The organism is Cupriavidus gilardii (assembly GCF_013314895.1).
Classification (GTDB): Bacteria; Pseudomonadota; Gammaproteobacteria; order Burkholderiales; family Burkholderiaceae; genus Cupriavidus; species Cupriavidus gilardii_C.
In genome coordinates, this window is record NZ_JABTYE010000006.1 from 256,852 (window position 1) to 278,935 (window position 22,084).

Sequence of the window (22,084 nt, forward strand, 5' to 3'; positions counted from 1 at the left end):
GCAGGCCGGCGCGGCTCAGGCAGCCAGATAGCGCTCGACCAGCCGCGTCCAGTACGCCGCGCCCACCGTCAAGTTGTCGTCGTTGAAATCGTAGGCGGGGTTATGCAGCAGCGGACGGCCGGCGCCGTTGCCCAGGCGCACGAAGCAGCCGGGACGCTGCTGCAGGAAATAGGCGAAGTCCTCGCTGCCGGAAATCAGCGGGATCTGGGCCACGACCTTGTCCGGCCCGACCAGCTCCTCGGCGACCTGGCGCGCAAACTCCGTTTCCGCTTCGCTGTTGACCACGACCGGATAGCCGGGCCGGTAATCGAGATCGACCGCGGCGCCATAGCCCTCGACGTGCGAGGTCACCAGCTGGCGGATGCGCGCTTCCAGCGTGGCGCGCACCTCGGGACTGAACGAACGGACGCTCAGTTCGAGCTTGGCGCTTTCGGGGATCACGTTGGGCGCATGGCCGGCATGCAGCGAGCCGATCGTCACCACCGCGGTTTCGTTCGGATCGATATTGCGCGACACGATGGTCTGCAGCGCCATCACCAGGCTGCCCGCAACCAGGATCGGATCGATCGACTGGTGCGGCCGCGCCGCGTGGCCGCCCTTGCCGCGAATGGTGATCGTGACGGTATCGCAGGCGGCCATCATCGGGCCGGCGCGGAACATGAAGGTGCCCACCGGCACGCCCGGATGGTTGTGCAGGCCGAAGATCGCATCGCAGGGAAAGCGTTCGAACAGCCCGTCGGCCAGCATCCGCTGGGCGCCGCTGGCGCCGGCGCCGATCTCCTCGGCCGGCTGGAAGATCAGATTGACGGTGCCGTCGAAATTGCGCGTGCGTGCCAGTTGGCGCGCGGCACCGAGCAGGATCGCGGTGTGGCCATCGTGGCCGCAGGCGTGCATCTTGCCGCAATGGACGCTGGCATACGGCAGGCCGGTCGATTCCAGAATCGGCAGCGCGTCCATGTCGGCGCGGATGCCGATGCTGCGCCCGCTGTCGCCGTTGCGCAGCGTGCCGACCACGCCCGTGCCGCCGACACCGCGCGTCACCGTGTAGCCCCAACGCTCGAGGCGCTGCGCCACCAGTTCGGCGGTGCGGTGCTCTTCGAATCCGAGTTCGGGGTGTTGGTGAATGGTGCGGCGAATCGCCTCGAGTTCGGCGCGGCTGTCCAGCGTATCGGACAACTCGCAGTAGGCCGGGGTGAGATCGGCGCCGAGGCGGGACACAAGAATGGGGGGATCAACTTCTGACATGAGACGCTCGTATTGGCTAGTCCATGAAGGACAGTATTCCACTTAGGATCACGAGTGCCTATGCGATTTGACCTTTGGAGCGCATTTGTTTTAAGAACTGTTGCTAACGGGGTACGGTCCACCCTGATGCGCGCAGGGTCGGGGGAACTCGATCGTCTCGATGGGATCAGAGCCCCCGTCGTGTTTCATTGTGTTACGACGCGATCCAACGTCATCACGCCGCGCGCGAGTAGGGCAGAACGCGCTGCGTCTGCTCGCCCAATCCCTCGATGCCGAGGCGCATGGTATCGCCGGCCCGCAGAAAGCGCGGCGGCTTGAAACCCATGCCGACCCCCGGCGGCGTACCCGTACAGATCAGATCGCCGGGATGCAGCGTCATGAAGCGGCTGACGTAGCTGACCAGCGTGGCGACATCGAACACCATCGTCGCCGTGGTGCCGCTCTGCATCCGTTCGCCATTGACGTCGAGCCACAGCGACAACGCCTGCGGATCGGGCACCTCGTCGCACGTGACGAGCCAGGGGCCCACCGGGCAGAACGTGTCGCAACCCTTGCCCTTGTCCCAGGTGCCGCCGCGCTCCATCTGGAATTCGCGCTCCGACACGTCGTTGACCACGCAGTAGCCCGCCACGTGATCGAGCGCGGTGGCCGGCGGGACGTCCTGCGCGCGCGTGCCGATCACCACGCCGAGCTCGACCTCCCAATCGGTCTTGACCGAATCGCGCGGCAGCATCACCGGATCGTCCGGGCCATTGAGCGCGCTGGTGGCCTTCATGAAGACGATCGGCTCCGTCGGAATCGGCATGCCGGCCTCGGCCGCATGGTCGGCGTAGTTCAGACCGATGGCGACGATCTTGCCGATCCCCGTCCATGGCACGCCGAAGCGCTGCCCATCGGCCAGCGGCAGGGTGGTGGGGTCCAGCGCGCCCAGCTCGGCGAGCATGTTCGGCGAAAGGGTGCGCGCGTCGATATCGCGGATCACCGCCGACAGGTCGCGCACGCGACCCTGCGCATCGATCAGCCCCGGCCGCTCGGCGCCCGCACTGCCAATACGTACCAGCTTCATGGTTCTCCTCGTTTTCCTTGTTGGTGTTCGGCAAGCTTTCCGCCGATCAATTCGCCGCCGCCTGATTGGCCTGGCGCGGTGCGGCCAGCAATTGCTCGATGCGCGAGACCAGTTGGCGGTCCGACGGTTTGACCGAGCTTTGGTAGTTCGCCACCACGCGGCCGTCGCGGTCGATCAGGTACTTGTGGAAATTCCATTTCGGCGCGGTGCCGCTTTCCCTGGCCAGCAGCGCATACATCGGATTGGCCTGATTGCCGCGTACATGCGTCTTGGCCAGCATCGGAAACTTGACGCCGTAGGTGTTGAAGCAGAAGTCGGCGATCTCCTTCTCCGAGCCCGGCTCCTGCGAAAAATCGTTGGAAGGAAAGCCCAGCACCACGAGCCCGCGCTCGCGGTATTTGGCGTAGAGCGCCTCCAGGCCCTCGTACTGCGGCGTGAAGCCGCAATAGCTGGCAGTATTGACGACCAGCACGACCTTGCCGGCGTACTGGCACAGGTTCTGTTCGGCCTCGTCCTGCAGCCTCGGGAAGCGGAAGTTCAGCGTGGCGGGACAGCTGGCTGCGGCGGCCGGGCTCGCGGCCGGGGCAGCGGTGGCAGAGCGGTTTGCACCCTGTTCGCCGGCGGCGTGGGCGCCCGGAGCGGAAAGTGCAAGGACGATGGCCAAGGGCAGGGCGGCGCGGCGCCGCTGCAGCGGTTGGCTTGGGGCGGAAGCAAAGCGGGTCATGGCGTCGATCTCCATCGAACGGTGACCCGTAGTCTACGCCGGCCATGGTGCCTGGGGGCCAAGGACCGGCGGCGCACGGGGCCCGCGCCCGTTATTCCATCGCCAGCGGCTTGACGTGGTCGGACACGGCACCACGCAGCTCGACGTCCGGCGTACGACGGACCAGACTGATCGCCAGCAGGGCCGCCGCCGCGCCGGTGGCGAAGATCCAGTGAAAGCCGGCCTCGACGCCCCCGGCCAGCCGGTGCTGGAGCTCGGGCGCCAGTTGGGCGAACGCTTCGCTGCCATGGCGCAGCGCGCCCAGGTCGAGCGGCGCCGCGATGCTGTCGTGCCCGGCCGCGTGCAAGGCGCCGCGGAAGGCCAGGGTCAGCAGCGTGCCGGCCAACGCGCCGCCGAGCGCGCTGCCCAGCGAACGGAGCACCAGCAGCGCGCCGGTGCCGGCGCCGGTGTCGCGGCGCTCGAGCGCGTTCTGCACGTTCATCAACGTGCCGACCATGCAGATGCCCAGCCCGACGCCGGTCACCATCATCGCCGCCAGCAGCAGCGTCAGCGAACTGGCCGGCGTCGCGGTCGACAGCGCTGCCAGGCCGAGCGCCGCGGCGGCAAAACCGGCGGTCAGCAGCCCGCGCAGCCGGCCGAGCCGGGGCGCCAGCATCGCGACCACGAAGTTGCCCGCCACGGTGGACAGCAGAAAGGGCACCACCAGCATGCCCGACATCGCGGCATCGGCGCCGCGCACCAGCTGGAAATGCAGCGGCAGCGCAAAGACGCACAGAAACAGCGCCGAAGCGGCCAGCGCCGAGGCACCCACGCCCAGAACGTAGCTGCGGTTGGCGAACAGCCGTGGCGGCAGCATCGGATCGCTGGCGCGCCGTTCCTGCCAGACCAGCGCGAGCACGCTGAAGCCGGTCAGCGCCGCCAATCCGGCCATCGGCGCGGACAGCCAGTCGTACCGCTCGCCGCCCCAGCTCATCGCCAGCAGGAAGGAGACGATGGCCACCGTCAGCAGCAGCGCGCCGCCCCAGTCGACGCGCGCGTTGCCGGCCGGGGCGGGCAGGGCGCGCAGGCCGCGATGGCACAACCACATCGCCAGCAGCCCGAGCGGCAGATTGATCCAGAACAGCCAGCGCCACGACAGATGGTCCGACACCCAGCCGCCGACCAGCGGTCCGGCCACCGAGGCCACCGCCCACACCGCCGCCAGATAGCCCTGATAGCGGCCGCGCTGGCGGGGCGATACGACGTCGGCGATGGCGGCCTGCGCCAGCGACATCAGGCCCCCGCCGCCGATGCCCTGCAGCGCGCGAAACAGAATCAGCTGCTGCAGCGAGCCCGCCATCGCGCACGCCAGCGAGGCCAGCACGAACAGCGCGATCGCTACCAGCAGCAGCCGGCGCCGGCCGAACGAATCCGAGAGTTTGCCGTACAGCGGCGTGGTGACGGTCGAAGTAATCAGGTAGGCCGTGACGATCCAGGACAGATGCCCAAAGCCGTCGAGATCCTCGGCGATTGCCGGCACCGCCGGAATCACCACGGTCTGATCGAGTGCGGCGAGCAGAATGCACAGCACGATGCCCCCGATCACGCGCATGATCGCGCGATGTTCCACGGCGGGGACGGCGGTCTGCGCCGATGCCGGGACCGCGGTGCCGGACGAAGGGATCGAAGCGGGAGTGGTGGGGGAAGCTGGGGTAGGGCGATCGGAAACGGCGGGGCGCGACATCGGGGAGCGGCGGCAGGCGGCCGCTTCCTGGGCCGCTGCACGCGGCCGCACGGCGCGGCCGAAGCGAGCCCTGACGGACCGGCTTCATCTGTTATTCAGTAAACGCAGAATTATATGCGTTTACCGAATATGCCGCCCGCTGGTCCGGCTCGCGCGGTACTAGCGACTGCCGGCGATGTATTGCTCCAGCTGCTCGATGATGAAGCGTTGCTCGGAGATGATGTCCTTGACCAGATCCCCGATCGACAGCATGCCAATCAGCTCGTCGCCTTCCATGACCGGCAGATGGCGCAGGCGGTGCTGCGTCATCAGCGCCATGCATTCGTCCGTGGTCTGGTCGGCGCGTACATAGACGACTGCGGTGGTCATGATGTCCCGCACGAGCGTTTCGCGGGACGTCCGCTGCATCAGGATGACCTTGCGCGCGTAGTCGCGTTCGCTGAGGATGCCGACGATCTTGCCATGCTCCATCACCAGCAGCGCGCCGATGCTCTTTTCCGCCATCAACTGGAGCGCGGCATAAACGGTCGCGCTCGGCTGGATGCTGTAGATGGCTTGCGTCGGTTTGGACGCAAGGACCTGTCGTGCAGTTTTCATCATCCACTCCTGGTCGGGTCGGGAAGGACTGCTGCCCGCGCCGGCATCCGCGGCGACGGGCGTCCGCCGGCTGGGTCGGCGGTACGCCATTCCAGATTAGCAAAGGATCGCGACGCGTCACAGGGTGACGAGGAAGAATCTTAGCGATGTGCATCAGCCTGCATGTCGCTTCGCTTGCCCCAAACGCGTGCCGACCGATGGGGCGGGGCGGTCGCATCGGTGCCCCCGGGTCCGGTACGCGTGGCACGGGCTTGCGCCCGTGCGACGATTGTTTGCAGCTCGATTCGGTTCACTCGTTCACCGCCCGAAAGGGCGGCAATGTGGCCCATATACCGCAATACTTTCCCGACGGCGGCCGGCGGCAGGCCGGGCAGGACGGCGGCGAGATCGCCCAGGTGCCGGGTGACCAGCATGAAGCCACTGGCTGTTGTCGGGTCAACATCCGGAAGCGGCGTGACCGGCGGCTTCATGCCCTCTGGACTGACTGCGGCCACGAGGCCATCGGCCAGCCGAGTTGCGCCACTTTCCAGCCAATGCTGGAACGCGGGTCCGGCGGGCAACCCGGCGATCAGTTGCACGATTCGCTTGGCTTTGGCCATGTCGAAGTCATGGCTCTTGGCGAATCGGTCGCAGAGCGACGCCACCAATTCGTCCCGCTTCTTCCGCTCTTCGGTTCCCGGTGCCAACGCGAGCGAGCACAGCGGCTCGAGGATCAGCTCCAACTGGTCAAGCCGCAGCGCCTCCGGCAACGCACCCAACTGCTCCTGCAAAAGGTCCAGATATTCGTTCCACACCACCGCGTCGCGGAAGTCGAGGCTGGCTGGAATGTCGAGTTTCGGCTCGCCGGACGCGCGAAATCCGCGACAGAGTTCGTACAGCCAGCTCAGCCGGCTGTCGCCCGGCAAAAAGCCCCGTTCGGGAACCAGCCCGTCTTTGCCTTCACGTTGCCTGAAATGGCCCAGCGAGTACCGGATGCGCGCGGAGCGGACAGACCCGCACGGCAGCACGCTGCGGAAGGTCCGCACGATGGCGAACAATTGCTGCCGCCATGTCATCTGCCGGAACGGCACTTCGACCAGGATGCCTTCCATTTGCGGTGCCTTGTGTTGGCACAGTTCGAAGCGATAACGGTTGCGGCCGAGTTGAACGATGTGGTGGGAACTGTCGCGATGAAGGGTCTGCAGAAGCTCGCCGGGATGGCGGTGCACGGCCTGCCGGACGTCGTGGATGCCGGCGAATCGGTGGATGGTGAGGGGAGCGCGCATGATCGATGGCAGCCTGGTGTCTGGCGGATAGGCATGGCTGCGCACCGCCGTGGAGGCCGTCGTGCCAGTGCCATGCAGTGAAGGCATGGCCGAAGTGTGACGAGTGCGTCAAAAAAGAACTTTCGTAATCTGCCTGTTTCCGCGTGAAGCGACACATAGACACAAGGCTCGTGCCACGTTCACACAACCATCGATACATATCTTGGGCCGCAGCGGCCGCCAGCGGTCCAGGGATTTGCGGCATCATGGCGGCGTTGCCGATTCCATCGCGGGGCCTTGCCGTCCCGCCCGCTGCCGTGTCCGCCAACGAAGTCCCTTCCCGTTCCCGCGATGCATCGCCTGCCCCGGGCGTACCGATTGCCTGCGCCCATTGCCTCGCCCTGGCAGCCGACGCGCGTCGCCGCGAGCCGCACGAACGGCTGGCGCTGAAGCACACTGCGCCGCTGGTCAGCGAAAGCGCGGCGGGTGTGCCGTTCAGCATGCTGACGTTCGAGTGCCGCGAGTGCGGCACCACCTGGCGCCTGTACGATCGGGCCAACGAGTTGTTCGTCTCCTGGGTGCCACAGTGGCGGCCCGGTGCCTTGGGCTAAGATAGCGCCCGACGCCGGCCTGCGCCGGCTCGCCGGATGACCGGGATGGCGGCGTAGTGCCGGCTATGACCGTCAACGCCGGCGATCACTCCCTATCCAATCCCTGTCGCCTGCCACCATGTCTCTTGCTTTCCGCCTGCCCGGACTCGCCGCCCTTGCCGCCGTCACCTCGTTTGCCGCCATCGGCAGCGCCCCCGCTTTCGCCGCGGACAATTACCCGTCACGGCCGATTCGCCTGATCGTCGCCTATCCGACCGGCGGCATCAGCGATACGGTGGCCCGCGCGCTCGCCGAGCGGCTGTCCGACCAAATGGGAACGTCGGTGGTGGTGGAGAACAAGGCAGGCGCCGGCGGCAGCATCGGCATGGACGCGGTCGCCAAGGCGGCGCCCGACGGATACACGATCGGCTTCTCGTCGACCAGTCCGCTGACCTTGAATCCGCATGTCGGCAAGGTCCATTACGACCCGCAGCGCGATATCGCGCCGGTGATGAGCGTGATGTATTCCCCGGTGATCGTGGTCGCCACCTCCAGCTTCACCGGCAAGACCTTCCAGGATCTGGTCGCGCAAGCCAGGACCCGGCCGGGTTCGGTCCGTTGGGCGACCTCGGGCCTCGGCACGGTCGGCCATGTCGTGCTCGAGCAGATCAAGGCCAAATCGCAAGCCGATCTGACGCTGATTCCGTACAAGGGTGCCGGTCAGCAGATGAACGATGCGCTCGGCGGCCAGTTCGAAGTGATGAGCACCAATGCCAGCCCTGCGCTGACGCAGCAGATGCAGGCGGGCCGCCTGCGCGCGCTGGCGGTCGGCGCGCCCAAGCGCATCGACGCGCTGGCCGATGTGCCCACCTTTGCCGAGCTCGGCTATCCGAAGGCCAACCTGACTTCGACGTTCGGCGTGTTCGCCCCCGGCAAGACGCCGGCCGCGATCGTCGCCCGTCTCAATGCCGAACTGAACAAGGCGCTGGCCGCGCCGGAAGTCCGTGAACGCCTGCTCAAGGGCGGCGAGGTACCGACGGGCGGCAGCGCGGCGCAATTTGCCGCGGCGATCCGCGCCGAGTACGACGACAACGGCCGCATCGTCAAGGAAGCCGGCATCAAGGCGGACTGAGCCGTCGCGGCCGTAGGCCGCGCCACGATGGCTCACGCGCTCAGGCCGGCGGCTGCGGATCGCAGCCAGGCTCGGCCGCCTCCGCCGCGGCCCAGCGCGCCAGCGCCGTCAGCTCGTCCGGTTCGGTCAGCATGCCGTCCTCGTCGAGCAGGCAGAACGCGATCAGCCCGCCCATCAGGCCGCCCGCCCCGGGCGCCAGCCAGAACAGCCATAGCTGGGCCGTGGCCCAGCCCTGCACGAACAGCGCCTGGCCGGTGGCGCGGGCCGGGTTCAGCGCGGCATGGGTAACCGGCAAGGCGAGCAGATGCGCCATCGCCAGCGCCGGCCCCAGTACCACGGGGCCCGCCGCGATCAGGCGGCGCCGGCGCGTGACGCTGGCGGTCACCAGCGCGAGCATCGCGGTCGCGGCGAATTCGATCGCCAGGGCGCTCGGCATGTCGTAGCCCGCAGGCGAATGCAGGCCATAGCCATTGGCGGCGAAGCGGTCGGCCGACAAGGCGAAGTCCGGGCGGCCTTGCGCGGCCAGCATCAGCAAGGTCGCCGCGGCCACCGCACCAACCAGTTGCGCAATGCCGTACGGAATCACGTCGCGCCACGGAAAGCGCCGCGCTGCCGCCAGTCCGAGGCTGATCGCCGGATTCAGATGCGCGCCGGAGATCGGCCCCACCGCCCGTGCCATCGCATAGGCCGCCAGCCCGAAGGCGAGCGCGATGCACAGCAGGTCCGCGGCGGTGTCCGGTTTGCAGCCGGCCAGCACCACCACACCGCATCCGGCAAAGATCAGTCCGAAGGTGCCGACCGCTTCGGCGAGCAGCCTTCTGGCCAGAGACGCCATGGTTTGCTCCTTAGCCTGGCTCGACCGCATCGAGGCGGCAGCCGGCCGAATACACCGTGGTCAGCCGCACGCCGTTGTGCGGCCACAGGGCCAGCTTGGTCCGCACGCGCGACAGATGGCTGTCGAGAGTGCGTGAACCGTCCGGCAGCGGGCGGCGCCAGACCGCGTCGATCATGGTCTGGCGCAACACGAGCTGGCCGAGATGCTGGAACAGCAAGATCGCCAGGTCGAACTCCTTGGGCGACAGCATGACCGGTGCGCCGGCCAGATAGGCTCGCCGGTCGCTGGTCGAAAAGCGGTAGGCACCGACCGACAGATCGAAGCATCCTTCGCCAGTTTCGAGCATGCGGCGCGCCAGCGCCTGGACGCGGGCAGCCAGTTCGGCGCGCCGCACCGGCTTGGTGATGAACGCGTCTGCGCCCTCGACCAGACCGCGACACAGCTGGCACGCTTCGGCGGCATGGCCGAGCAGCATCACGGGCAGGCGGCTGCCGAGCGTGCGCCGCACCCACAGCAGCACGTCCTGAGCAGCGATGCCCGGCACCTCCCAATCCAGCAGCAGCATGTCGAACGTTTCCTGGCGCAATGCCATCATCAGGGTCCGTCCCTCGCGAAAGCGGATGCATCGATGACCTTGCAGGCTGAGCGTTTGCTCCAGCACCACGGCTTGCGTGGGATCGTCCTGCAGCGCGGCGATTCTCATGGCGTCTGCTCTCCTCGCGTGTCGATGTTCGATGGCGCGGATCGCGAGAGCGCATGGATTTGCCTGCGCGTCGGGCACCGCGGCATTGGCGCGGCAATGTCGATCCGCGCAGGCATCGTACGTTCAGACATTGGAATGCCGAAAGTGAGATTTTGTTGAAACCTCAAATTGAGGCAATTCCTATTTGTAAACGGCGGCGCGCCGTCTTTAATGCGGGGTGGTTCGATGCCCGATGAGAAGGGACCGGCCGCATGCAGGCCGGATTTCGATCGCTCACCACCGTGAACGGAGTTTGCGCATGAAGATCGCATCGCTCGAAGACGAACCCGCGCAGGCCGCGTGGATCCAGCAAATCGTGACGGAGGCCGGCCACTGCTGCGTCAGCTTCGGTCTAAGCCGGCAGTTGCTGCTGCGCTTGCGCGACGAGAGTTTCGATCTGTTGCTGCTCGATTGGCAGATGCCGGACATGAGCGGCAAGGAGGTTCTGCATTGGACCCGCACCAATCTGGACCGGCGGGTCCCGGTGATGTTCCTGACCTGCCGCGGCGCCGAGGAGGATGTGGTCAGCGGCCTGTGTGCCGGGGCGGACGACTACATGGTCAAGCCGATCCGGCCCGGGGAGCTGACCGCGCGCATTCAGTCGCTGCTGCGCCGTGCCGACAGCCGCCGCGGCAGCCCGGACGCCCGCGTCTGCCTGGGCGGCTATGTGTTCGACAGCGGCGCGCGTACCGTCACGCTGAACGGCCGCCCGATCGAGTTGACGCCGAAGGAATTCGACCTGGCCCTGCTGCTGTTTCGCAACGAGGGTCGCATCGTCGCGCGCAACTATATCGTCGCCGCGGTCTGGGGCAGGGAGATCTCCCCACTGTCTCGCACCATCGATACCCATATGTCCCGTGTGCGCAGCAAGCTCGGGCTGCGCGCCGATCGCGGTTTTCGGCTGATCCCCGTCTATACCCACGGCTATCGACTAGAGGCGGTGTCCCTGCCATGAACTTGCGTGAAGGGTTTGCTCGCTTGGTTGCATGGCGCCGACGCTGGGCCCGCAGTTCGGCGCGTCACGGCGATCCGGTATGGCGCGCGGTGGCGCATGGGGTGGCGCACGATCTTCGTGTTCCGCCCACCGACATGCTGGCACTCGCGGGCCTGTATCGCGCCGGCGCACTGACCGCTCCTGCGTTCGCCGCACAGGTCGTTGCACACGCGCGCGAGGCGCTGACCCGGGTCGACGAACTGGGCTGCCTGATCGAGGAGGCCGTTCATCGATATCGCCGCGAAGCGGTCGATCTGGCGGCGCTGGTTGGGGGATGCGTCGATGCGGCATGGAGCGCGGCCGCCGAGACCGGCGTGGCCCTGCATTGGGAGGGCTTGCCTACCGCCGCAAGGGTGGATGGGGATGCCCGCATGCTCGAAATGGCCGTGACCCGTCTGCTGGCCCGAGCGATTCTCAATGCCTCACCCGATGCGGCCGTGCGTCTGCGGATCGGCGTCTCGGGCTGCGTGTGCTGCGTCGAGATGACGACAGCTGTCGCGTCGACCGGTGCGGTCGTCGCGGCGTTGTCGCGCACTGCGCCAGCCGGAATGTTCGTGCGGCGCGTGATGCGATGCCACCGCGGCAAGCTGACGTTGCGCCAGGAGGGTGACGCGGCGATCTGGCGCCTGGTGCTGCCCCAAAGCAAGAAAGCACCCGAAGGTGCTTTCCTGCCTGTCGATCGGTAAGAAACGACGCCGATCAGAAGATGTGGCGGATACCCACGGCCACGCCGGTCTGGTTGCTCTTGCCCGGCAGTTCGGTGCGAGCACCGTCCTTGACCTTGTTGTAGTCGACCGTACCGTAGACCTGGGTACGCTTGGACAGCGCGTACTCGGCCAGCAGCACGCCGGTGTAGCGCTTGCCGTCGTTGCCGGCAACGCCATCCTTGTTGTCGATGTCGTCGTAGTAGAACGCGCCGGTCAGGGCCAGGGCCGGGGTCAGCTGATAGCTGGCGCCCACGTAGCCGATCTTGTCCTTGCGCGGATTGGCCGCATGGCTGCCGCCCACCGGAATCGGGTTGCCCGTGGTGGCTTGATCCGGGTTCAGGAAGCCGTTGTCGATGACGCCGGTGTGGTCCTTGCCGCCGATGTAACCGACGAACAGCTTGGCTGCGCCAATGGTGTACTTACCGGCGACGCCCCACATTTGCTGCTTGTTCTCGTTGATGTCGCGGATTTCCTGGTACACGCCGCCGATGCCGAACGGGCCAAAGGCGTAGGACGCACGAGCACCCCAGTACTGGTTGGTGCGCACGCTGCCGGCTTGTTCGCCGAAGCCATAGCTGGCGCCGACGTTCAGCCCGCCGAACTTGCCGTCATAGCTGATGACGTTGTCGCGGCGCAGTTGGGTCAGGAAGAACGGCCAGGCGTTGTTGGTGTAATTGCCGATCGTCAGCGGATCGAAATCACCGAACAGATTGAAGCCCTCGGTGTACTGGCGGCCCAGCTTGATGGTGCCGAAGTCGCCCGACAGACCGACGTAAGCCTGACGGCCGAACAGCGTGCCGGTAGCCTGGTTGCCACGGCCGGTGTCCGGATCGAAGCCGTTTTCCAGCTGGAAGATCGCCTTCAGGTTGTTGCCCAGGGCTTCGCTGCCCTTGATGCCCCAGCGGCTGTTGGTGATGGCGCCGTTGGTCAGTTCGACCAGGCCGTCATCGTTGGCGTTGGCGTTGGTGGTGTAGCGAATGCTTTGGTCGACGATCCCGTACAGCGTGACCGAGGTTTGCGCGTAGGCGCTGCCGGCGAACAGGGTGCCGAGTGCGAGAGTCAAGGCCGATTTCTTCATGGTGCTCCTTTTCTGTCTTGTGGTTCTGTCGCCGGATCGCGGCGGCATTTATGAGCTCTACGTTGTCGGTAGACGCCGCGAAAATTTATCAAAACGTAACCGGTTCCGACACCAATCCGTGCTCGGGCGGCGCCGAATGGACGCGGCTGGTGCAATTTCGTTGTCCGGCCGCGACAGTTGCCCGCAATGGTGCATTGCGGCGTGCAAAGTCGCGCCAGCGGGGGCGTCCAGGAACGGAAGGGGAAGCGGAAAGGGAGGAGGCGGGGACAGCAGGGCATCCGCGTCGGGACACCCCGCCAAAGGGGGGAGCGGCAGGACCGGGCGGTCCCGCCGCGGAAGGTCAGCTCTGCGGGATCTCGATCTTGACCTCGAGCACCTCGAGGTTGTCCTGGCGCTCGAGACTGACCCGCAGGTCCTGGTCGCCGATCTTCACGTACTTCGAAATCACGGCAACCAGCTCGCGCTGCAGTGCCGGCAGATAGTCGGCCGGCGCGGAATGGCCGGTGCGTTCATGGGCGAGGATGATCTGCAGCCGCTCCTTGGCGACCGACGCGGATTTCTTTTTCTCCCCGAGCAGGAAGGACAGGATCGACATGGGGATGAACCCTCCTTACTTGTTGCCGAACAGGCGCGACAGCAGGCCCGGCTTCTGATAATCGACGAAGCGCATCGGCTTTTCCTTGCCGAGGAAGCGGTCCACGACGTCGCCATAGGCGTCGGCCACGTCCGTTCCCTCCAGATGGATGGCCGGCGTGCCCTGGTTCGAGGCGTGCAGCACCGCCTCGGATTCGGGAATCACGCCGATCAGCTTGATGCGCAGGATTTCCTGGATATCGGTCAGCGACAGCATCTCGCCGCCGTGCACCCGCTTCGGGTTGTAGCGCGTGATCAGCAGGTGTTCCTTGATCGGCTCGCCTTCGCTGGCGCGCTTGGTCTTGGACGACAGGATGCCCAGAATCCGGTCGGAGTCGCGCACCGACGAGACTTCCGGATTGGTCACGATCAGTGCTTCGTCGGCAAAGTACATCGCCATCAGCGCGCCGGTTTCGATGCCCGCCGGCGAATCGCAGACGATGTATTCGAAGTCCATGTCGATCAGATTCTTGATCACCTTCTCGACGCCTTCGTGCGTCAGCGCTTCCTTGTCGCGCGTCTGCGAGGCCGGCAGGATGAACAGGTTCTCGCACTTCTTGTCCTTGATCAGCGCCTGATGCAGGTTCGCTTCGCCCTGCACCACATTGATCAGGTCATAGACCACCCGGCGCTCGCAACCCATGATCAGGTCGAGGTTGCGCAGGCCGACGTCGAAGTCGATCACGGCGGTCTTGTGGCCGCGCAGGGCCAGCCCGGCGGCGAAGCTCGCGCTGGTGGTGGTCTTGCCGACGCCTCCCTTGCCGGAGGTCACAACGATGATTTTTGCCATGGCTCTTGGTCCAGTAATAGGGTTGAAGCTTGCGCTGCGATGTTGCGGGACTCGGCCGGACTCACTTCATGCGAAGCGGCTCGAGAATCAGGGTTTCGTCGGCGAGCCGGACCTGCGCGGGTTTGCCCAGCACGTCGGGCGGCAGGGTCTGTTCGGCGGTCCGGTAAATGCCGGCGATCGAAATCAGTTCGGGTTCCAGGCAGGTGCAGAAAATGCGCGCGTCCGGATTGCCCTTGACCCCCGCCAGCGCACGGCCGCGCAGCGGGGCATAAATATGGATATTGCCTTCGGCGATGACCTCCGCGCCGAAGCTGACCACGTCCATGATGACGACGTCGCCGTGCGCGTAGATCTGCTGGCCCGAGCGTAGCGGCTTGTCGATCAGCAGCGTCGTGGCGGCCCGCGGCGGTTCCGGCGTGGCAACCGGGGCTGCGGCTGGCGCGGCAGCCGCAGCCTCGCTGGCCGCCGCCTGCTCTGCGTCGCGGGCGGCGCGCCCGTTGCCGCGGCGGCTCTGGCTGTCGAGCATCGGCAGTCCGCAGGCCTGGGCCCAGTCGTGCTGCTCCTGGCGTGCCACCACGCCGATCGCGCGGGCCTTCAGCGTGGACAGCGTGTCGATCACCGCGCCCAGCTCCGGCCGCTGGTCGTCCTGCAGCGAGCGCAGGTCCAGCGCGATGACGTCGTTCGAGAAGAAATCGGGGGTGGCTTCGAAGCGCGACAGCAGATCGTCTCGCAGCGCCGAGGTATCCGCGGTATGGAGCGCAAGAAGGAGGGCGTCGACATTGCCACTACGCAGCTCGAAGTGTGGCGATTTCTTCTGGGACATAGCCGGGTAAGCGTGGAAATATCGCATTCTAACTGCGTCTCCCCGGCTAACTGTAACAATTGTCGATCAGGTGACCTGCACGGCGCGACGTTGGCAGCCTGGTCCGGCAGGTTCGTCCTCAGGTCGACCTTCGTTCTCCAGCGCACTGCCACTTGTTACGATTGCGCATCCTGACCGAGGAGCGTTCATGGGTGCGATCGTCAATTGCGTGGCCTACCGGGGCGGCAAGCGGCTGGGCGAAGTCCCGTTGGAGGACATCAGCGAGGTACTGAAGACGCCGGGCACATTTGTCTGGCTGGGCCTGTACGAACCGGATCTCGCGCTGCTGCGCCAGGCGCAGCTCGAATTCGGGCTGCACGATCTGGCGGTCGAGGACGCGTTGAACGCCCATCAGCGCCCCAAGCTGGAGTCCTATGGCGACAGCGTCTTCATCGTGCTCAATACCGCCCAACTGGTCGGCGACAGCGTCGAGATCGGCGAGACGCATCTGTTCGTCGGCCCCAACTACGTGGTATCGGTCCGCCACGGGGCCAGCAGCACCTACGCGCCCGTGCGCGATCGCTGCGAGCACGAGCCGCACGCGCTGGCCAACGGCCCAGGCTACGTGCTGTACGCCCTGATGGACTTCGTCGTCGATCACTACATGCCGATCGTCAACCGGCTCGAGGACACCTTCGAGCAACTGGAGCAGGGCCTGTTCCGCGACCAGTTCGACCGCACCGCGATCGAACGGCTGTACCACATCAAGCGACAGGTGCTGCGGCTGCGCAATGCCGTCTATCCGATCGAGGAGATGTGCGGCCAACTGATTCGCCTGCACGAGGACCTGGTGCCCAGGGATCTGCGGGCCTATTTCCGCGACGTCGAGGACCATGCGAGCCGGCTGCTGCGAACGCTGGACGTCGTGCGGGAGATGCTGACCACCGCGGTGCAGGTCAATCTGGCGCTGGTCACGGTGGGACAGAACGAGGTGGTGAAGCGGCTGGCCGGCTGGGGTGCCATTCTCGCGATCCCGACCGTGGTGTTCAGCCTGTACGGCATGAACTTCGAATTCATGCCGGAGCTGAAACTGCCCTTCGCCTATCCGGCCGTGATCGCCGGTACCGCGCTGGCCTGCACGGCGCTCTGGCGCAAGTTGCATCGGGCAGGGTGGGTCTGAGGGCCTAAAACCCAAGGGCCTAAAACCTGCGGGCCTAAAAGGCGTGAGGGCCTAAAAACATGAGGGCCTAAAAAAACCGGCCACCACCTCCGGTGCCGGGGCGCGACATTGCGATGGTGGTGGCCGGGTCCGCGCAAGCTGCCCGTGTGGAGAACAACGCCGGGCATGTTACGAGCGCGGCGCTCCAGCGTTGTCGAGAACGGCCCGCGACTTTCGCGTTCGGCTCTTGTGGCTCCTGTAGCTCTTGTGGCTCATGTGGCTCATGTGGCTCATGTGGCTCATGTGGCCCCACGCGCCAGGAAAAAATCTGCGCGCTTTGCACAATGGCGACGGCATCGCGGCACGGGCACAGCGGGGGCAGGACGGGCAGGCGGCAAGCAAACGACAGCCGGTCTCGGAATGCAATTTGCATCCCCTTCCGAATCGATCTTCGGAGGACAGACGATGAACGATCCGCACGATATGTCCGCGGTCTCTGCCACGTCCGGGGCTGCGCCAACGAGCGAGTGCCAGGATGCCGTGGCGCACCGGACGCTGGACCTCGACGGCATGCGCATTTTCTACCGCGAAGCCGGACCGAAAGACGCCCCCACGGTGCTGCTGCCACACGGCTACCCGTGCTCGTCCTACCAATACCGCCGTCTACTGCCGGCGCTCGCCGACCGCTGGCATGCCGTGGCGCCGGATTTTCCGGGATTCGGCTACAGCGATACGCCGGACTTCGGCCGGTTCCGCTACGACTTCGACGCCTATGCGGCCTTTCTCGAGCGCTTCGCCGACGCCCTGGGACTGCGGCGGTTTGCGCTCTATCTGCACGACTACGGTTCGCAGATCGGCTTGCGCCTTGCCATCCCGGCGCCGGAGCGGATTACCGCGCTGATCGTGCAGAACGGCGATATCTACGAGGACGCGCTCGGGCCCAAGTACGAGACGATCCGGCGCTATTGGGCGGACCCGTCGCCGGCCAATCGCGCGCCGCTGGAAGGGGCCGCCAGCGAGCACGGCTTTCGCGACGAATTCATCGGCGAAATCAAGCCCGAACACGTGCCCCGCATGTCGCCGGATCTATGGACGCTGCACTGGCGCCTGATGGATACGCCGGCCCGGCGCGAGCTGGCCGTGCGGCTGATGGAAGGGCTCAAGGCGAATCTCGACTGGTTTCCGCGCTATCAGGCCTATCTTCGCGAGCATCAGCCGCCGACGCTGATCCTATGGGGACCGCACGACGGCTATATGCCCGAGGCCGCGGGCCGTGCCTATCTGCGCGATCTGCCGCGCGCCGAACTGCATATGACCGACGGCGGCCATTGGCTGCTGGAGACGCATTTCGCGCAGGTGTGCCCGCTGATCCGCGACTTTCTCGGCCGCGTGCCGCAGGCCACGTGACGCACCGCCGGCGTGGCGCAATCAGACCAGCCGCGCTCCAGGCCACGCGCCCGACATCACGATGGTCCGCACCGACTGCCGTACCGACTGCATGACGTCCCACAGGCCGGGCACCGTCGGCCGATTGCGCGCGACCGTCAGCGCAATCTGCCGCGTGACGACGGGATCGACGAGCCGCGTCGATACCAGCCGTCCCTGCGCGACGCGGTCGGCGACCGCGGCGAACGGCAGCAGCGTCGCGCCGCAGCCTTCCTCGACCAGCCGCATCGACACCGTGTTCGACGCATCGCATTCGAGCGCGAGCGTCAGCGCGGTGCCGGCGCGCGCGGCCAGCCCCTCGGCCAGCACGCGCAGGCCGTGCTCGGTGCTCGGCAGGATCAGCGGCACTTCGCCGAGCCTGCGCACCGGGAAGGTCGGACCGATATGCGTCCACGAGGTCGGCGTGACCAGCGTCAAGTCTTCCTCGAGCAGCACGTCGACCTTCAGCGCGCCGTGCTGCTCGGGCAGATAGAGCAGCGCGACATCGACTTCGCCCGCGGCGAGCCAGCCGAGCAGCGGACTGGCCAGCCCCTCGACGAAGCGCAGCCTCGTCGCCGGGAACCGTTGCTTCAGCGCGGTGCCGATGCTGGCGAACGCGGTGTGCGCGATGGTCGGCTGCGCGGCGATCACCAATTGCGCCGGTCCCTGCGCCGTCGAGGCGCGGATTGCCTCGCGCGCCTCGGCCAGCGTCGAGGCGACCTGGCGCGCGTAGCCGAGCAGGGTATGGCCCGCCTCGGTCAACACCACGCCGCGTCCGCTGCGGTGGAACAACCGCGTGTCCAGCGCCGCTTCGAGCCGTGCGATCTGCCGGCTGACGGTGGACTGGTCCGCGCCCAGTTCCAGCGCGGCGCGCGAGATGCTCTGCGTGTTCGCCACGCAGACGAAGCAGGCCAGGTCGTCCGAGTTCGGCGTCGGTGCGTTGTTGCCGCTCATGCGCCCCTCAGGCACCGCGCCCGGCCCCGGCGCTGTCGCCGCTCGCGGAAGCCGGCGTATCGCCTATCGCGAAATCCGCCATGTGTTCGAGTGCGCGGACCAGCCCGGAATGGTCCCAGGCCTCGCCGCCGAGCGCTTCGCAGACATTGAACAGCTGCTGGCACGACGCGGTGCCGGGCAGGCTCAGTCCCAGCTTGCGGGCGGTCGACAACGCCAGATTCAGGTCCTTCTGATGCAGCGCAATCCGGAAGCCGGGCTCGAAGGTGCGGCGGATCATCCGTTCGCCATGCACTTCGAGAATGCGCGAGCTGGCAAAGCCGCCCATCAGCGCCTGCCGCACGCGGGCGGGATCGGCGCCGGCCTTTGCGGCGAGCACCAGCGCCTCGCCAACCGCCTCGATCGTCAGCGCGACGATGACCTGGTTCGCGACCTTGGCGATCTGTCCGTCGCCGACGCCGCCGACCAGCGTGATGTTTTTGCCCATCAGCTGCAGCAGCGGCAACACGCGATCGAACACCTCCTGCTTGCCGCCCGCCATGATCGACAGCGTGCCGGCCTTGGCGCCGACCTCGCCGCCGGAGACTGGCGCATCGACATAGTCGCAGCCGAGGGCCTCGATGCGTCTGGCGAATTCGCGCGTCTCGATCGGCGAGATCGAGCTCATGTCGACCACGACCTTGCCGCCGGACAGTCCTGCCGCGACCCCGTTGTCGGCGAACAGCACGCGCTCGACATCGGGCGTATCGGGCAGCATCAGGATGATGACCTCCGCCTGGCGCGCGACCTCGGCGGCGTTCGCGCAGGCGCGCGCACCGGCATCGCGCAGCGCCTGCGGTGCGCCGCTGCGGCTATGGACGTACAGCGTATGTCCGCCTTCGAGTAGATGCTGGGCCATCGGGGCGCCCATCACGCCCAGGCCGATGAATCCGATATTGCTCATCTGTTTGCCTCATCGATCGATCCGGAACCGCCAGCCCGCCCAGCATCGTCGCTGGCGCGGCCGGCACCAGCGTCAGCATACGCTCTGCCGGCGATGCCGCGCCGCCATGGCGGGCGGCCACGCCCAGGACCCAAGACCCAAGACCCAAGACCCAAGGCTCGAGGCTCAAGCCGGAGCCGTCGTCAGCCGCGACAGCGGCCCCGGCGATTCGCCGCGCCTGGCGTGCACCTGCGCCGCGGCATCGTCGAGCTGGGCCAGCGTGCCGCCGTCGACCGGAATTGCGCCGGCACGTGCGCGGCAGCGTTCGCGTTCCAGGTCGCCCGGCATGCGGATGGCGTCGTGCCCCGGCTGCAAACGCGAGGACTTCAGCCAGTCGACGAAGGCTTCCAGCTCGACGCCGAAGCTGGTGCTGCCGGCAAGCCGCTCGGGGTCGAACACGATCGTCAGCATGTTGTTCCAGATGGCATGCGGATGCGTCAGGGTCTCGGGCCGGATCGTATGGCCGCCGGTCAACGCGGCGCCCAGCAGCTCGCACATCACCGCCAGCGCATAGCCCTTGTGCTCGGCGAAGGGACGCAGCGCGCCTTGCGGTTCGCCGTTCGGCGGATACATCGCCGATGCCAGCTCGGTCGGCGCGCCATCGGCATCGAGCAGGCAGCCGGCGGGTACGGTCACGCCCTTGTTGTGCGCGACGCGAACCTTGCCAAGCGCGATCGCGCTGGTGGCGAAGTCCAGCACCAGCGGCGGCTTGCCGGCGACGGGCAAGCCGATGGTGAAGGGGTTGGTGCCATAGCGCGCCTGACAGCCGCCGTGCGGCGCGACGATCGGCTTGGACAGCACGTTGACGAAGTGGATCGAAATCAGGCCGGCCGAGCAGGCCTGCTCGGCCCAATGGCCGACGCGTCCCAGATGATGCGACTGGCGCAGCCCCATCACCGCCACGCCGTGCTGCCGGGCCCGCGCGATGGCCAGCGCCATCGCCTCCTCGGCCACCGCCGGCCCCATGCCGCGATTGCCGTCCAGGCTCAGCATGCTGCCGCCATCCTGCAGCACGCCGACGCGCTGGTTCAGCTGCAGCTGATCGCTGAGCCACGACTGCACGTACTTCGGCACCATGCCGACGCCGTGCGAATCGTGGCCGGTCAGGTTGGCCATCACCAGATGGTCGGCGGTCAGACGCGCCTCGCGCTCATCCGAGCCGGCGGCGCGCCACAGGTCGACGATCCATCGATGCAGGGCGTCGGGGGCGATGTGATGTTCGGTCATGGGTTCGGACGAGGGTACGAGGGTGGTGAAGGTGGTACGAGGGTGGTACGGAAGGAGACAGCACGTTCATTCCAGCTTGATGTTGGCCGTCTTGACCAGGTTCGCCCATTTGGCCACCTCCGACTTCTGGAACGCACCCAGTTCCGCCGGACCGGCGCCCGACGGTTCGATCCCCATCGCCATCAGCCGCGATCGCATCTCCGGCTCCTGGATGATCTTGCCGATCTCGGCGGCCAGCCGGTTGACGATCGGCATCGGCGTGCCGGCCGGCGCGAAGATCGCCTGCCACGAGACGATCTCGTAGCCCTTCAGCCCGCTCTCGGCCATCGTCGGCACCTCGGGCAGTTCGGCCGCACGGCGCGGACCGGTGGTCGCCAGCGGACGGAACTTGCCCGACTGGATCAGCGGCATTGCCGCGACGCTGTTCTCGAACACCAGATCGACCTGCTTGCCAAGCAACGCCTGCACCGCCGGGCTGCTGCCCTTGTACGGGACATGCAGCAGCTTGATGCCGGACATCGAGGCGAACAACTCGCCCGCCAGATGCTGCGAGGTCCCGTTGCCCGAGGAGCCGAAGCTGACGCTGCCCGGCTTCGCTCTGGCCGCGGCGATCACGTCGGCGACGCTCTTCCATGGGCTGTCGGCGTTGACGACCAGCACGTTGGGCAATGTGCCGATCAGCGCCACCGGCTGGAAATGCTTGACCGGGTCGTACGGCATCTTCGGATACAGGCTGACGTTGATCGCGTGCGAGCTGATGGTGCCGCCGAGCAGCGTGTAGCCATCCGGCGCCGCCTTGGCGACATAGTCGCTGCCGATATTGCCGCCGGCGCCCGCGCGGTTCTCTATCACCACCGACTGCCCCAGCGTCGACGACAGTCGTTGGCCGATCAGTCGGCCCAGCACATCGGTCGTGCCGCCCGCGGCGAACGGCACCACATAGGTGATCGGCTTGCTGGGCCAATTGTCGGCAGGACCCTGCGCGGCGGCAGGCGCAGCCGCCAGCGATGCGGGCACGCACAGCACGGCGAGGCAGCGGCGCATGGCAGGCAAACGATCGACCCAGGACGCGATCCGGGACCGCGGCGACGGGCGCTGCGGCAATTGCCGGGACTGCCATGAAGGCGGGTAGGGGTTCGGCATGGGGGTTGTCTCCTGTCGTCGTTATGGGGGTCGCCATCCGACTGCCGCGGACCATGAACCCGACGAGACAGCGGTGGCCTGGCATGCAATCTACATGCAGCGCGCATCGCAAGGTTTGCATGAGATGCATAGCAGAAATGCATGCCCTGCCGGGGCAACCTGGTCTCGCCGTCGCAACATGCGCCTACGTTTTCCGCCCTTTCCTTTCTCTTTTTGCGCCATCCATCGAACGGACCATGAGTGCCCAATCCCCCCTTTCCCTCGCCGCCTCGACCGAACCGGTGATGACCGCAGC

22 protein-coding genes are annotated in these 22,084 nt (G+C 66.8%); 6 read left to right on the forward strand and 16 right to left on the reverse strand.

Annotated elements, in window-relative coordinates; all coding sequences use genetic code 11:
- Nucleotides 1–15: 15 nt before the first annotated feature.
- From HTY53_RS08650 to HTY53_RS08675, 6 genes are all read right to left on the reverse strand, one after another.
- Nucleotides 16–1,245: a M20 aminoacylase family protein gene (locus tag HTY53_RS08650; RefSeq protein WP_174106077.1), complete on the reverse strand. Its 1,230-nt coding sequence runs from the start codon at nt 1,243–1,245 to the stop codon at nt 16–18.
- A gap of 214 nt (nt 1,246–1,459) precedes the next feature.
- A complete protein-coding gene (locus HTY53_RS08655; RefSeq protein WP_174106078.1) occupies nt 1,460–2,311 on the reverse strand; it encodes a fumarylacetoacetate hydrolase family protein in 852 nt (283 codons plus the stop codon).
- 46 nt (nt 2,312–2,357) lie between these two features.
- A complete protein-coding gene (locus HTY53_RS08660) occupies nt 2,358–3,035 on the reverse strand; it encodes a glutathione peroxidase (protein WP_174106079.1) in 678 nt (225 codons plus the stop codon).
- Nucleotides 3,036–3,126: 91 nt separating this feature from the next.
- Nucleotides 3,127–4,626 (reverse strand): MDR family MFS transporter, encoded by a 1,500-nt coding sequence (locus tag HTY53_RS08665; RefSeq protein ID WP_174106080.1) that lies wholly within the window; start codon nt 4,624–4,626, stop codon nt 3,127–3,129.
- A gap of 291 nt (nt 4,627–4,917) precedes the next feature.
- Nucleotides 4,918–5,355, reverse strand: coding sequence for a CBS domain-containing protein (locus HTY53_RS08670; RefSeq protein WP_174106081.1), 438 nt, complete (start codon nt 5,353–5,355; stop codon nt 4,918–4,920).
- A gap of 140 nt (nt 5,356–5,495) precedes the next feature.
- Nucleotides 5,496–6,707, reverse strand: a complete 1,212-nt coding sequence (locus HTY53_RS08675) for a hypothetical protein (RefSeq protein WP_174106082.1) — start codon at nt 6,705–6,707, stop codon at nt 5,496–5,498.
- Nucleotides 6,708–6,865: 158 nt separating this feature from the next.
- Here HTY53_RS08675 and HTY53_RS25025 point away from each other — a divergent pair, with 158 nt between their 5' ends.
- Together HTY53_RS25025 and HTY53_RS08685 are read left to right on the forward strand one after the other, a co-directional pair.
- Nucleotides 6,866–7,210 (forward strand): hypothetical protein, encoded by a 345-nt coding sequence (locus tag HTY53_RS25025; RefSeq protein ID WP_368040950.1) that lies wholly within the window; start codon nt 6,866–6,868, stop codon nt 7,208–7,210.
- Between the two features lie 118 nt (nt 7,211–7,328).
- Nucleotides 7,329–8,321: a Bug family tripartite tricarboxylate transporter substrate binding protein gene (locus tag HTY53_RS08685; protein WP_174106083.1), complete on the forward strand. Its 993-nt coding sequence runs from the start codon at nt 7,329–7,331 to the stop codon at nt 8,319–8,321.
- 40 nt (nt 8,322–8,361) lie between these two features.
- Here HTY53_RS08685 and HTY53_RS08690 read toward each other — a convergent pair whose 3' ends face one another.
- Together HTY53_RS08690 and HTY53_RS08695 are read right to left on the reverse strand one after the other, a co-directional pair.
- Nucleotides 8,362–9,156, reverse strand: coding sequence for an aquaporin (locus tag HTY53_RS08690; protein ID WP_174106084.1), 795 nt, complete (start codon nt 9,154–9,156; stop codon nt 8,362–8,364).
- 10 nt (nt 9,157–9,166) lie between these two features.
- Nucleotides 9,167–9,859: a response regulator transcription factor gene (locus HTY53_RS08695; protein WP_174106085.1), complete on the reverse strand. Its 693-nt coding sequence runs from the start codon at nt 9,857–9,859 to the stop codon at nt 9,167–9,169.
- A gap of 298 nt (nt 9,860–10,157) precedes the next feature.
- Between HTY53_RS08695 and HTY53_RS08700 the strand changes: the two genes are divergently transcribed.
- Together HTY53_RS08700 and HTY53_RS08705 are read left to right on the forward strand one after the other, a co-directional pair.
- Nucleotides 10,158–10,853, forward strand: coding sequence for a response regulator transcription factor (locus HTY53_RS08700; RefSeq protein ID WP_174106086.1), 696 nt, complete (start codon nt 10,158–10,160; stop codon nt 10,851–10,853).
- Nucleotides 10,850–11,578, forward strand: a complete 729-nt coding sequence (locus HTY53_RS08705; RefSeq protein ID WP_174106087.1) for a hypothetical protein — start codon at nt 10,850–10,852, stop codon at nt 11,576–11,578. Before HTY53_RS08700 ends, HTY53_RS08705 begins: the two co-directional genes overlap by 4 nt.
- 13 nt (nt 11,579–11,591) lie before the next feature.
- Here HTY53_RS08705 and HTY53_RS08710 read toward each other — a convergent pair whose 3' ends face one another.
- The 4 genes from HTY53_RS08710 to minC form a co-directional block, all read right to left on the reverse strand.
- A complete protein-coding gene (locus HTY53_RS08710) occupies nt 11,592–12,677 on the reverse strand; it encodes a porin (protein ID WP_174106088.1) in 1,086 nt (361 codons plus the stop codon).
- Nucleotides 12,678–13,017: 340 nt separating this feature from the next.
- Nucleotides 13,018–13,272: a cell division topological specificity factor MinE gene (minE, locus tag HTY53_RS08715; RefSeq protein ID WP_006578294.1), complete on the reverse strand. Its 255-nt coding sequence runs from the start codon at nt 13,270–13,272 to the stop codon at nt 13,018–13,020.
- Nucleotides 13,273–13,287: 15 nt separating this feature from the next.
- Entirely contained in the window at nt 13,288–14,100 is an 813-nt protein-coding gene (minD, locus tag HTY53_RS08720) for a septum site-determining protein MinD (RefSeq protein WP_174106089.1), read from the reverse strand.
- Nucleotides 14,101–14,161: 61 nt separating this feature from the next.
- Nucleotides 14,162–14,923, reverse strand: coding sequence for a septum site-determining protein MinC (gene minC, locus HTY53_RS08725; RefSeq protein ID WP_174106090.1), 762 nt, complete (start codon nt 14,921–14,923; stop codon nt 14,162–14,164).
- Nucleotides 14,924–15,110: 187 nt separating this feature from the next.
- Between minC and HTY53_RS08730 the strand changes: the two genes are divergently transcribed.
- Both HTY53_RS08730 and HTY53_RS08735 read left to right on the forward strand, forming a co-directional pair.
- The gene (locus tag HTY53_RS08730) at nt 15,111–16,082 is read left to right on the forward strand and encodes a magnesium and cobalt transport protein CorA (protein ID WP_174106091.1); all 972 of its coding nucleotides are present in this window, start codon (nt 15,111–15,113) and stop codon (nt 16,080–16,082) included.
- A 444-nt stretch (nt 16,083–16,526) separates the two neighbouring features.
- Nucleotides 16,527–17,468, forward strand: a complete 942-nt coding sequence (locus tag HTY53_RS08735; RefSeq protein ID WP_254599864.1) for an alpha/beta fold hydrolase — start codon at nt 16,527–16,529, stop codon at nt 17,466–17,468.
- A 21-nt stretch (nt 17,469–17,489) separates the two neighbouring features.
- On the opposite strand, the gene HTY53_RS08740 is transcribed toward HTY53_RS08735, so the two are convergent.
- From HTY53_RS08740 to HTY53_RS08755, 4 genes are all read right to left on the reverse strand, one after another.
- Nucleotides 17,490–18,440 (reverse strand): LysR family transcriptional regulator, encoded by a 951-nt coding sequence (locus HTY53_RS08740; RefSeq protein ID WP_174106092.1) that lies wholly within the window; start codon nt 18,438–18,440, stop codon nt 17,490–17,492.
- A 7-nt stretch (nt 18,441–18,447) separates the two neighbouring features.
- Nucleotides 18,448–19,380, reverse strand: a complete 933-nt coding sequence (locus HTY53_RS08745; protein WP_174106093.1) for a 2-hydroxy-3-oxopropionate reductase — start codon at nt 19,378–19,380, stop codon at nt 18,448–18,450.
- A 165-nt stretch (nt 19,381–19,545) separates the two neighbouring features.
- A complete protein-coding gene (locus tag HTY53_RS08750; RefSeq protein WP_174106094.1) occupies nt 19,546–20,646 on the reverse strand; it encodes a malate/lactate/ureidoglycolate dehydrogenase in 1,101 nt (366 codons plus the stop codon).
- Nucleotides 20,647–20,712: 66 nt separating this feature from the next.
- Nucleotides 20,713–21,690: a Bug family tripartite tricarboxylate transporter substrate binding protein gene (locus HTY53_RS08755; protein ID WP_174106115.1), complete on the reverse strand. Its 978-nt coding sequence runs from the start codon at nt 21,688–21,690 to the stop codon at nt 20,713–20,715.
- Nucleotides 21,691–22,084: the final 394 nt, after the last annotated feature.